The organism is Enterococcus sp. 4E1_DIV0656, assembly GCF_002140695.1.
Lineage (GTDB): Bacteria > Bacillota > Bacilli > Lactobacillales > Enterococcaceae > Enterococcus_D > Enterococcus_D entomosocium.
On record NZ_NGLF01000002.1, the window covers coordinates 754109 to 766649 of the forward strand.

Consider the following 12541-nt stretch of genomic DNA (forward strand, 5'->3'; position numbering starts at 1 on the left):
CAATAATAAAATAACCCAACGAAAATAAAATATTTATTTCCCAAAGTAATAAAATAGCAGTATGACAATGATTGAAACAATCAGTCGTACTGCTATTCCTTTATTGCCTCTATTCATCTAAGTATTAATAAATCGACTCAGCTAAAAAAAGAATAGACGGTATCAATGTCTCTTTATTTCGCCAAACGGTAGATAGCATCTGCATAGATCACCGCTGCGTTGAATAGGTCATCCAAGCTCATGAATTCATTGGCTTGGTGCATGGTGTCAACATAGCCTGGGAACATTGCGCCATAGGCAACGCCGCGTTTCAATAGACGACCGTATGTGCCGCCGCCGATGATTTGTTCGAAGCCTTTTTCGCCGGTATGTTCTTCATAAACCGCCAATAAAGTTTCTACCAATGGATCATCTGCTGGCACGTAGTGAGGTTCCATGTTACGGTCATTGCGAGTAACGGTGGCCCCTTCCATACCGACGGTGCGTTCCACACCGATTTCAAGTCCTTCCGCAGTTACCCCTTTAGGATAACGGAAGTTCAATGCGATAAAGTTGTCTGCTTGCGTTCCTGCTTGGTTCGCTTTAAAAGCAAACAAGCCAGCATTCATAGTTAATTTACCCATTTTTTCGTCTTCGTACGCCACACCTAATTTTTCACCGTAGAAATCTTCATGGACATAGGCTGCTGCTGCATGGATGAATTGTTTTGCGCCGCCGCCAAAGGCATAGTTATCTAAGAAGACAGCTAAGAAGGTTCCCGCATTGATTCCTGATTGTGGGCTGGCACCATGGGCACCTTTACCGACTAATTCGATCGTCACTTGTTCATTTTCTGTTTCAATTGTGCCCGTCACTGGATTGGCTTCAACGTAATCGAAAAAGGCTTTTTCGATCGCTAATGCTTCTTCTGTTGATGGAGCAATGAAGCTTGCTGTTGCCGTTCCTGGTACCATATTTTCTCGCAAGCCAGCAGTAAAGCTTTGCAGCGTGAAGTCTCCTTCATTGTTGCCTTGGAAATGGATCCCTAATGTCACATTTCCTTTTTCTCCATTGATGATTGGGAAATTGGCATCTGGTGAGAAGCCAAAATCAGGCTTTTCTTCATGCTCAAAGTAGTAATCCATATCTGCCCAGCCGCTTTCTTCATCAGAACCAACGACAAAACGGATTTTTTTCGATAATGGCAAGCCTAATTCTTTGATGATCTTCATCCCATAATAGGCAGCCATTGAAGGACCTTTATCATCAGAAGAACCACGAGCATAGATTTTGTTGTCATTGATGACTGGATCATAAGGATCGGTTGACCAGCCGTCACCTGCAGGAACAACATCCATGTGGCCGAAGATCCCTAATGTTTCGTCTCCTTCACCAAATTCGATGTGACCAGCGTAGTTATCGACGTTTTTGACTGTGAAGCCATCACGTTCGCCATAAGCTAGCATGTGTAGCAACGCATCACGAGGTCCAGGACCAAATGGCGCATCCGCAGTCGCTTTATCATCTTCTCTTTCACTTTTTACTTTCAATAGATCAATCAAGTCGTTCAGCAAATCGTCTTTGCGGGCTTCGACCTCTTTTTTCCAATCGATTGTCATAGTGTTCCCTCCATTTCTGTTCTCGCTATTTATGATAACACTCTTAAACCAAAAAAGGAAAAAAAATTGCGCCTTTTTCCATGGGTCTTTTCTATGAAATTTCTAGGAAACAGGTATAATAAATATAACTCGATTTTGATTAACGAAAGGAGTCATTGCATGGAGCAACTTGATTCTGCAATTTTATCCAAAGTGATCCAACAGCGCCCGACAAAAAGCCACAAAGGCACTTTTGGCCGAGCCGTTTTAGTAGGGGGCAACCGCCAATTCGGTGGGGCGATCTTAATGGCTGCACAAGCCTGTGTGTATGGGGGAACTGGTTTGACCACCGTGATCTCCGATGGCGTCAACCGAACCGCCCTGCACGCCCGCTTGCCTGAAGCGATGTTTGTCGATTGGCAGCAAACAGAACTGATCGATACGGTCACCGAATCGGCAGACGTCCTACTGATTGGTCCTGGATTAGGCGAAGGAAAAAGCAATTTTGATCTGCTGCAGCGGATCGTTTCTGCCCAAAAAGAACACCAATGGTTGGTGATCGATGGTTCGGCGATCAATTTGGCTGCCAAATATCCGCTGATCATCCCCTTTCCTGAACAAGTCGTCTTCACGCCGCATCAGATGGAATGGCAACGGCTCAGCGGACTGGCAATTGCCGACCAGACAGAGGAAAACAACCAGCAAGCCCAACAAAAACTCGGAAGTCTGGTAGTCTTAAAAAGCCATCGCACACAAATTTACGGCAGCAGCATCGCCCAAAATCCCCTCGGAACACCCGCAATGGCGACTGGCGGCATGGGTGATACGCTGGCAGGCATGATCACCAGCTTTTTGGCACAGTTTGAAAAAACAGAGGAAACGATCCACGCGGCTGTCTATCTCCATAGCCTGATTGGCGAAGCATTGGCAAAAGAGCACTATGTCGTTTTGCCGACACAAATCAGTGCCGCATTGCCTCAATGGATGAAAAAGCACCAAGCATCCGATCCAGAATGATTTCTGATAAACCATTCATCAAAAAAACGTCCCTTTCTGCATTTATCGAAAGGGACGTTTTTTCCAATGGTCAGCTAATTGTTAAAATAAACCACTCGCACTTCATACGGCGCCAAGGTTGCTGTTTGAGGGACTGCTTGATTGGTCTCTAAATCAACGACTTCTTTGATCAAGTCCAATGTCTGCTCTTTCTCAGAAAAATTCATGATGAAAAAGTACGTTCGTTCTGGACTGATCCTGCCTTGGATCGAGACTGCAGGATTGGCATGCGCGATCCTTTCCTCTGCCAAGGACAGCTCACGGACCAAAGAGGCATAAAACTGTTCGAAAAAGTCATAGTTGGTGCGAGCCGCCAGATAGTAGGCAGTGCCTGCACCAAAGGCATTTTTGGTGATCGCAGGTGTTCCTTGGTAAAAATCCGCTTGATACTCCCCTAGTACCTCCGCTGTTTCGGCTTCAATGATTGCAGAATAGTCCCGTGTTTCAAAGGGCTGTCCTTGAAAAACCAACTGATTGTGTTCAGTGTCAAAAAGAGTTTCTAGCTCCAGCACGTTGATGCCTAATAACCCTCGCAACGGCTGTGGCAAGCCCCCCAGATACAACAGGTCGGTTTCATTGACCATGCCGCTAAAGTAACTGGAAATCAAGGTACCACCGGTTTGTGTATACTGGCAAAGTTTTGCCATCGTCTCTGATGTCATCAAGTAAAGCATTGGAGCGATCACCAACTGATAGTCAGAAAAATCTTGCTCTGGCGTCAAAATATCGACAGCGATGTCTTGTTCCCAGAAATAACGATAATGCTCCTGCAACGTTTGCGGATACCGTCTGGTTGGTCGACCAAACCCGCCGCCTCGCTTCAATGCCCAGTTGCTTTCCCAGTCAAATAGGATCGCCACTGCTTTTTTTCTTGTGGTTCCTTGAATCTCTTTGATTTTTTCCAAGCGCTTGCCGTAAGCCGCAACTTCTTTGAAGACCCGATTCTCCGTGGAATCATCATGTCCCACGACTGCTCCATGGAATTTTTCTGAATTGCCGCGGGATTGGCGCCATTGAAAATACAAGGTACTATCTGAGCCGTGAGCGATCTGCTGCATAGCACTCAACTGATGGACACCAGGCTTTTTCGCTTTATTAAAGGAATGCCAGTTAACAAAACTCGGCGTGCATTCCATCACTAAAAAGGGCTGTTTCTTCAATGACCAGTATTGATCATGTACATAGGCGGATTTCATCGCTGTCGCTGCCAAGGATTCAAAGTTGTTGTTCCAATCAGGGTAACTATCCCAGCTAACGATGTCCACATGACGAGCAAACTTGCTGTAGTCAATGCCTTCCAAAGGAATAAAGTCTTGGGTAGCATGTCCTTCCGCCATAAAATTCGTCGTCACAGGAATGTCCGGTGTCAGTTGGCGAATCGGCGTATATTCATGCAAATAAAAATCGATCGTCCTATCTGTAACAAATCGTTTCCAATCAAGATCCATGCCATGCACTTTGTGTTCTCCTAGAGGCGAAGGCGGTAAAACCTGCGACCAATCGGAGTACGTACCACTCCAAAAAGAAGTCCACCAGGCATGATTCAACGTGGCTAAATCACCATATTTCTTTTGCAGCCAACTGCGCCAGTTTTCTTGACAATAGGAGCAAAAGCATTCCCCAGAGTACTCATTGGAGATATGCCACATGGCTAATGCCGGATGATTGCCGTAACGTTTTGCCAACTGCTGATTGATTTGCGTTACCTTTTCCCGATAGATCGGTGAAGAGTAACAGTGATTGTGGCGAAACCCATGGGTATGTTTTTGCCCTTGGGCGTTGGTCCGATTGACTTCGGGATACTTTTGGCTCAACCATTGCGGACGTCCACCGCTAGGAGTGGCCAAAATGACTTTGCCGCCGATGCCATGGATCTGATCAAACACACGATCCAACCAGTCAAACTGATAAACGCCTTCTTGCGGCTCTAAGGCACTCCAAGCAAACACCCCTAATGTGACGGTGTTGACATGGGCTTGCTGCATATAAGCAAGATCCTTTTGCAAGATTTCTGGATAAGCCAGCCATTGATCGGGGTTGTAATCCCCGCCATGCATAAACTGCTGATCAAAAAATTGATTGCTCATCATTCTGCTCCTTTTTTGGCTTGTAAATGGTAGACAAATGATTGAAAATCGCCAGTGACTTGCGCCGTTCCATGGTTGACGGCATTAAACTGATAGGGTTTACGCAACCCTAATTGCCTTAACAGCTGACCAGAAACGGGTTCGCCATTGACCTGATACACCTGTTGGCCATCGAGAAAGGCTGCGGGCAAAAAGTCTTCCGCCGTCGGATTGGCTTGTGCCAACACGCGAAAGAAAGCAACCAATGCTTCTTCGTTTTGCGGATCATACACCGCCCAAGTTTTTTCATTGGCATGTTCCAACTGCTGCAGCTGATAAAAAGTACCAAAGGTCAGCAATTGCCGCTGCTTTTTATAAAAAACGATTTGGGATTTGATTGCCTGCTTTTCAGCGTCAGACAAGTGAAAGAGATCGAGTTCATACCCCAATGGCCCAAACATTGCGACGGTTTGCCGAAAGGCTAAAGAAGTTGTCCTGCCGACTTGGTGGTTTGGTGCCGCCGACACGTGATTGCTGAAGGAGGACAACGGATACCCTAACAACGTTCCGCTTTGGATGGCTAAACGTTCCACTGCATCACTATCATCACTAGGCCAAATCTGCGGACTGTAAAACAAGATCCCCAAATCGTATCTGCCCCCGCCGCCAGCACAGCCTTCGATCAAAAGGGTCGGAAACGCCGCTAAGATTTTTTCATATAAGCGATAAAGGCCTAAAATATAACGATGATAAAACTCCGTCTGAGAAATTCCCTGTTCCGCTAAGTAAGGAGAGTAAGCTTCCGTGATATTGCGGTTCATATCCCATTTGATGTAATCCAGCTTGGTTTCAAGGATCACTTTTTGCATCGCTTCGAAAATTGCCTCGACCACTGCTGGATTGGCAAAATCCAACACGTATTGCCCGCGCCCCACAGAGATCCGCTCATAAGGATGCTTGACTACCCACTCAGGATGCTCTTGGTACAACTGACTATCTGGCGAAACCATTTCCGGTTCAAACCAAATCCCCAGCTGCAGCTGCATGGCATGAATTTTCTCAGCAAAAGAACCGATTCCTTTTGGAAATTTGGCAGGGTCCGCCACCCAATCGCCTAATGAACTGCGGTCGTTGTTACGTTTTCCAAACCAACCATCATCCAGCACAAAGCACTCCATCCCTAACGCCTTGCTTTCTTGGGCTAAGGTCAACAGCTTCTCTTCATTAAAATCAAAATAAGTCGCTTCCCAGTTATTAAAGACGATCGGCCGCTGCCGCTTTTGCCAATAAGGGGCAATCACATGCTTTTCGATAAATTGGGCGGATTCTTGACTCAAACCATTCAGGCCAGCAGCGGTGAAGGTGAAGAGACATTCCGGCGCTTCAAAGGTTTCTCCTTGTGAAAGCTGCCAGCTGAAACGTTCAGGATGTATCCCCAACATCAATCGAACGTTGTCCCATTCATCCATTTCTGCTTGCGCCAAAAAGTTACCAGAATAAATCAGGTTGGCACCGTAGACGTGACCAGTGTCATTGGTGGCTTGCTGTTCTTTTAAGGCAACAAAAGGATTGTGCTGATGACCAGACGCTCCTTTTAACGAGCCGACACTGATCGTCCCTTGGGTCAAAGGAACCGTCTTGATATGTCGTTCTTTCAGCCAGGCGCCTGAAAGATGCAGCAGTTCAAAATCGCGATTTTTCAGCTCCAAGACACCACTCAAAAAGCGCTGGATGGTTCTAGGCTTGCTCCCCGTATTGGTCAGTGTCTGCTGCCTCGTGATGGTTCCTGATCCTTTGAAGATCGTATAGGTGATCGCCATTTCCAGCTGTCGCTCTTGATCTACTAATTCAAAGACGATGCTTTGGCTTTCATCGGCAGCCGCGAAGCTGGCTGGTTGCGCCAGCTTTCGTTCTTTGCCCTCAAAACAGTGAAAAGCCACAAGTTTAAAATCAACATAAAGTGGGGTTTCTTCCTCAAAAACCGACACTACCCCTTCTCGAAAATCAGAAGTCCCATACGTTGGCAATTCTTGAAAACGGTCTGCCAAGGTAAAAAGATTGTCTGCTTCAAAAAATTTGACGGTTCCTGCCGATTTATTCTCTTTTTTCTCAAGGTACGCTTGATCAAACGGCGCCAGTGTGCCTAGAGATGGCCCAAAATAGACATGACCCAGTTGCTGATTTGGTAACACATTTATGATATAACTGATTTTTTCATTGTATAAGTGAAAGAGTTGTTCGTTCTTTATTTCTATCATTGCTATCCTCAATTTTCCCCATTTTTTTCATTTGTCCCTGCTCGTTGACAAGCTGCTTCAAGATAACGCAAGCGTTTTTTGACACCACGATTGAAAAAGAATTTGTAAAACAGCGCCGCCAACATAAAGCTGTAGGTTGTTTTCTGCTGCTCAAAACGGCTTTGTTCCGAATACGTGACTTGCAGCTTCCCTTTTCGTCCTGGAGCAAAACTATACCGTTGATCGATCACTCCTTCTTCATGGGTCGTACAAAGCCACAGCGCATCCGCGGCAATTTTTTTGACCGTCATAACGGCTGGTACCATCCGCGGAGCGGTTTTGGTTTGAATCATCGTTTCAATACGGCAACCTTCCCCGAACGGTTCTTGGGCTTGTTTGGCTCGAAAGAATTTCTCTTGTTCCGCCAATAACACACTGGAAAAATCCGTAGATGTGGTATTCATTTGATAACTACAAGACAATGTATCGGTTCTCATCACAAATTCCTTTCTAAAGGATGCGCTTATTGCATTCCTTTACGTTTCTGGGCTTATCTTTCTTCTACCCTTTGATTGATCGTCTCAGATGCCGCTTGTTCATTTAATGCCGCTTCCGCTTTTTCTTCTTTCAAGTACCCACGATCCATTACGATCAAGAATGGCACCCAGATCAAGGTCATTACGGCAACCGTCACTAACTGTAAGATTGCGCCGGCAACAGAACCCGTGCCTAACCAACCAGATAAGAAGACCGGGGTCGTCCAAACAACCGTTGCTCCGATTGGCCGCGGAACCAAACCTGCGGCAATCGCAAAGTAAGAGATCGTCGTACTGGCTAATGGCGCTAAGATCCATGGGACAAAAGCGATTGGGTTCAAGACGATCGGCAAACCAAAGGTCATCGGTTCAGATACGTTGAAAACAGATGGAGCGATCACTGTCTTCATTAATTTTTTCATCCGAATCGAACGAGCGATAAAGAAGGCCATTGTAATCGAGATCCCCAACTGCATTCCTTGATTGACGAACACGCCCATAAACGTAGTGTTAATGATATGAGGCAGTTGTTCAGCCCCTGCTTTGTAGGCTTCATAGTTTTCGATCGCTAACGCATTCATGATTGGATCGATCACCGCATTGACCACCAAGGTACCGTGAATCCCAAACCACCAGAAGAATTGGGTGAACAAGACGGCGATCAGTACTGCTGGCAACGTACCGCCCAAGCCCATCAATGGTTTTTGCAGAATTTCATAAACGAAATCAACGGCATTGCCCCATGAAGTAAAGGTGAACAAGTAGCGGATCAAATTGAAAAGGAACAACGGTGCCGCCCCAGGAATGATGGCGACAAATGATTCTGCGATCATTGGCGGAACCGAATCTGGCATTTTGATCGTCAGCCCAGCCGCACTGATTTTGCAATAGATCTGCGTAGCGATAATGGCCGTGATGATTCCGACAAACATTCCCTCAGCCCCTAATTTCGACAAGGGGATCACTGTACCTAACTCTTCGGATGAGCCAAAAGGCAGCAGCATCAAAAACGAAGACAGTGAGATGGCACCCGCAAATAATTTGGCTTGTCCATATTTGCCAGCCAACTGATAGCCGATCCCAAAAACAACGAAAATAGCGGTGATACTCATGGTCGCATTTCCGATAGGACCAAAAAAGTCGTTTAGAAACGTGATGAATCCCTCTGGAAGTTTTTCCGAGAGTCCGAAAGTAGCAGGCAGATTTTGAATAATAATCATAATTGACGCAAACATTGTCGCAGGAAAAGCGACCATAAACCCATCACGCAGACTTAACAAGTATTTGTTGTTGGCAATGATCTGAGCAAAAGGCACCATCTTTTCGGCTAATTTATCAATAAACTTCATTTCGTTTTCTCCTTTATTTTTAACTGTAAACGTTTACTACAATCAGTATAGTTGTTTAGTTAATGTTTACACAACCCCTAAAATAAAAAAGATCAGACGTCACTGATCTTTTTCGGCAATCGATTCTCTAATGATCAATTCACTGCCACAAACGACGCGAACCGGCATCGTCCGCACCCCTAGGATTTTATTTTTCGCTAATTCGACACTCATCTGCCCCATCTCTTCGGCTTTCATCTTGACGGAGGACAGTGCGGGCGTCATAAATTGCGCCATTTCGATATCATCAAAACTAACGACTGACACATCTTTAGGAATCGATAGCCCCGCTTCAGCGAGTGCCTTGTAAACCCCGACTGCCATAGGATCGCTGGCAACGACGATCGCTGTGGGGCGAGGATTCATTTGCGCAATCTGCTGACCAAAATGCAAACCGGTCTCCGGTGACCACTTCCCCTGAAGCACGGTTGTGAACTTTTCCAATTTGTTGAGCAGCATCCATTGGCGGTAGTTTTCTGCTCGAATCTCTTGTTCATCGTAAACGACTTCGCCAGAAATCGTGACTCGGCTGGCAACACCACCCACAAAGGCGATATGCTCATGACCCTTCTCTTTTAACATCGTGAGGATCTGGTGGGTCTTTTGGGCAAAATCGGTTTGGATGCAATCGTAGCTGGGTGCTTCACTATAATTATCCACCAGGATAATATTGGCATTTTGCTGACTGATCTCTGCCAAAGCATCGCTGGTCATCTCTCCAATAATAATGACTGCGCCATACTTCGCCAATTGTGCCAAATCTTTTTGAGGCTCCCGCATGGAAAAGGCCCGAATCGTTTTTAAGCGCCACTTCGCCGCTTCCTTTTCGATCCCATTGCGGATCATCATAAAATACGGATCGTTTCTTTCCGACTCTCGATCGTGGCGGGTAATAATGGCAATCGTGTTTTGGTCGCCGACTTCACGGGAATGGGGTTGATTTTTTTCTTTTGAATAATTCATTTGGTTGGCGATCTCAATGACTCGTTGACGCGTGTGTTCATTGATACTGAAGGTTTCATCATTGTTAAGGATTCTAGAAACACTTGCTACCGACACCCCGGCTAATTTCGCGATATCTCTCATACTTGCCATAGCTGCACCTCATCTGTTTACTGTTTACTAAATTTACATTCAGCATAGGCATAATTTTTGGCCCTGTCAACCTTCTTTTCACAAAAAAACCGAAACTCCTTAGCTTTTCACTAAGGAAGTTTCGGGATACCCATTTGTTTTCTATTTGAGCGCTTGGTCACAGAGCACGACATTGACTAAATACAAGGTGCTGATTCCTAAGACCAATAAGTAGACTGGACCAAACAGCAAAAAGGTCAAGACAAGCGTCACTGTTGCTAAAAGATGCGCCAGTACTCGTTTGGGTGAACGAGCAAACTGATAAAAACTATAAAACAATGAGCTGGGCTGCTGCGGATAGGTGTGAAGCAGCCTCGTTTGATAAAGTAAGACCAAGCAAAACAAGCCAAAGGTGAACGCTAACGCGTAACTAGCGATCTGAAACAGCGGGTGCTGCAAACGGCTAAAGATAAAGCTGTCCGCCAAAAGCAGCAGGAAGAATAGACTGAGCAAACGGTCTTGCCCTTTTCTTGTTGTCCACTGTTGATGAAATGCCTGCTGAAAACGAGCTTTGCTGCTTGCCTCCAAGCCATCGTTCCGCAGTTCCGTCAACGTCTCGATCAATGCTCGACTAGCGGTGGTACTGGTGATCAAAGGCAAGGAAAACAACAGCCACATGCCTTGTAAAACCAGTAAATGCGGAAGCCAGTTGATGCCAGTCAACAGCGCTTGGTTCAAGCGTTGCGGGGTAACTTTTGTTCTCATCCTTTGGAACCTCCCGTCAGATCCATTCCTTCAATAAAGTAGCGTTGTGCGAGGAAGAACAGCAAGATCGTCGGCAATAACACAAGCGTTGCTCCTGCCATCAAGTAGTTCCACTGGGTCGTTGATTGGTTTTGGAAGACTTGCAAGCCAATCTGCAGCGTGTACTTTTCTTGGTTTTGAATATACAGTAACGGCCCTAAGAAATCATTCCACGCCCCATTGAAGGAGTTGATGGCGATGGTGATCAGTGCGGGTTTCGTCAATGGGATCATTAGATGGCTCCAAATATAAAGATGATTGGCGCCATCGATCTTAGCGGCTTCGATCAATTCATTGTTGACGGACAAGTAAAACTGCCGCATCAAGAAAATGTTAAAGGCGTTGCCGAAAAACGCTGGAACGATCAGCGGCAGATAGGTGCCGACCCAGCCGATTTTGGAAAACAAAACATACTGCGGGATCATCGTCACAAAGCCAGGAATCATCATGGTAGACAAGACGAGGGCAAAGATCAGATTTTTTCCTGGAAAGGCTAATTTTGCAAAACCATAAGCAATGAAGGAATTTGATAAGATATTCCCGAAGACCACTAAGACAGTAATGAATAACGTATTTTTTGCATACTGCCAAAAAGGAAAGGCGTTGATGGTCTCCAAATAATTGCCAAGATTGATTTCTTCTGGGAAAAAGGTCGGCGGGTAACGCACGATCTCCTCCATCGGTTTCAATGACGTAAAGACCATCCACAGCAACGGAATCAGCAGCACGATCCCGATGATCGACATCACCACATAGCTGATGATTTTCTTGACTCGCTGTTGGCTTGATTTGCTTCGCGTTTTTGTCGTCATTTCCATTAGCTGCCACCTCCGGTATAGTGAACCCAGCGTGGTGCCAGCTTGAGATTGATAAAGGTCAAGACTAAGACGATCATGAACAAGATCATCGACATTGCCATCGCATAACCCATATCAAAGGCAACAAATGCTTTGTTCCACATATGCAAATTATAGAATAGCAACGAATTCGCCGGACCGCCGGTACCATTTTTGGTCATCACGTATGCTTCTTGGAAAATTTGAAAAGAACCGATCGTTGAAGTAATCACATCATAGAAGATGATCGGCGTGATCAAAGGAATCGTAATATTTTTGAATTTCGCCCAAACCCCCGCTCCATCGATCTCAGCCGATTCGTACAGCGTCGGCGAAATATTTTGCAAGGTAGCTAGATACAAGAGCATCGCGCCCCCTGAACTCCAAATCTTCATCAAAATCAACGCTGGTTTCGTCCATTCTGGATCAAACAGCCATGCCGGACCTTTGATATTGAACCAGCTCAAGAAGGTATTGATCAATCCTGCGGAAGGAGATAATAATTGCATCCATAAGACGTAGACGGCAACCCCTGAAAGGATCGCTGGTAAGTAAAAGGTCGTTCGGAAAAAACTGATTCCGCGGATTTTTTGATTCAGTAAAGTGGCTAGAAAAACACTGAATAACGTTGTTAAGGGAACATTGAAGAGTACAAAATACGCCGTGTTATAAAGAGATTTCCAAAACAGGGTATCTTGCGTGAACATGCGGGTAAAGTTCTTAAAGCCGATAAAATTCATTTTTGAAGTCAGATTGTAATCGGTAAAGCTTCCTACGAAGGAAAACAGCATGGGCCCTAACATAAACACCACGAACCCAAGCAAAAATGGTGCTACGAAGAAGTAGCCCCAAAGAGCTTCTTGCCGTTTACTTTTTGAACGCTTCTTTGGCATTCCTTCCACTCCATTCTATTTTTACTCATTGTTTGTTCAAGAAAACATGTCCGCTTCGCAAAGCAGAAAGCAAA

10 protein-coding genes are annotated in these 12541 nt (G+C 45.5%); 1 reads left to right on the forward strand and 9 read right to left on the reverse strand.

Going from position 1 to position 12541, the window contains the following annotated elements; translation table 11 throughout:
* Window positions 1-173: 173 nt before the first annotated feature.
* A complete protein-coding gene (gene pepV, locus A5882_RS16810) occupies window positions 174-1598 on the reverse strand; it encodes a dipeptidase PepV (protein WP_005225493.1) in 1425 nt (474 codons plus the stop codon).
* 159 nt (window positions 1599-1757) lie between these two features.
* Between pepV and A5882_RS16815 the strand changes: the two genes are divergently transcribed.
* Entirely contained in the window at window positions 1758-2594 is an 837-nt protein-coding gene (locus A5882_RS16815; RefSeq protein ID WP_086292014.1) for an NAD(P)H-hydrate dehydratase, read from the forward strand.
* 74 nt (window positions 2595-2668) lie between these two features.
* Here A5882_RS16815 and A5882_RS16820 read toward each other — a convergent pair whose 3' ends face one another.
* From A5882_RS16820 to A5882_RS16855, 8 genes are all read right to left on the reverse strand, one after another.
* Window positions 2669-4723, reverse strand: coding sequence for a beta-galactosidase (locus tag A5882_RS16820; RefSeq protein WP_086373178.1), 2055 nt, complete (start codon window positions 4721-4723; stop codon window positions 2669-2671).
* A complete protein-coding gene (locus tag A5882_RS16825) occupies window positions 4720-6957 on the reverse strand; it encodes an alpha-galactosidase (RefSeq protein WP_086373179.1) in 2238 nt (745 codons plus the stop codon). Before A5882_RS16825 ends, A5882_RS16820 begins: the two co-directional genes overlap by 4 nt.
* 8 nt (window positions 6958-6965) lie before the next feature.
* Window positions 6966-7433 (reverse strand): hypothetical protein, encoded by a 468-nt coding sequence (locus tag A5882_RS16830; protein WP_086373180.1) that lies wholly within the window; start codon window positions 7431-7433, stop codon window positions 6966-6968.
* Between the two features lie 53 nt (window positions 7434-7486).
* A complete protein-coding gene (locus A5882_RS16835) occupies window positions 7487-8821 on the reverse strand; it encodes a PTS sugar transporter subunit IIC (protein ID WP_008379001.1) in 1335 nt (444 codons plus the stop codon).
* A gap of 99 nt (window positions 8822-8920) precedes the next feature.
* Window positions 8921-9955 (reverse strand): LacI family DNA-binding transcriptional regulator, encoded by a 1035-nt coding sequence (locus A5882_RS16840; protein ID WP_016613602.1) that lies wholly within the window; start codon window positions 9953-9955, stop codon window positions 8921-8923.
* Window positions 9956-10096: 141 nt separating this feature from the next.
* Entirely contained in the window at window positions 10097-10699 is a 603-nt protein-coding gene (locus A5882_RS16845) for a hypothetical protein (RefSeq protein WP_016613603.1), read from the reverse strand.
* Window positions 10696-11556, reverse strand: coding sequence for a carbohydrate ABC transporter permease (locus A5882_RS16850; protein ID WP_086373181.1), 861 nt, complete (start codon window positions 11554-11556; stop codon window positions 10696-10698). The genes A5882_RS16845 and A5882_RS16850 overlap by 4 nt, the downstream gene beginning before the upstream one ends.
* Complete coding sequence (locus A5882_RS16855; RefSeq protein WP_086373182.1) at window positions 11556-12467, reverse strand: carbohydrate ABC transporter permease; 912 nt, start codon at window positions 12465-12467, stop codon at window positions 11556-11558. The genes A5882_RS16850 and A5882_RS16855 overlap by 1 nt, the downstream gene beginning before the upstream one ends.
* Between the last annotated feature and the right edge of the window lie 74 nt (window positions 12468-12541).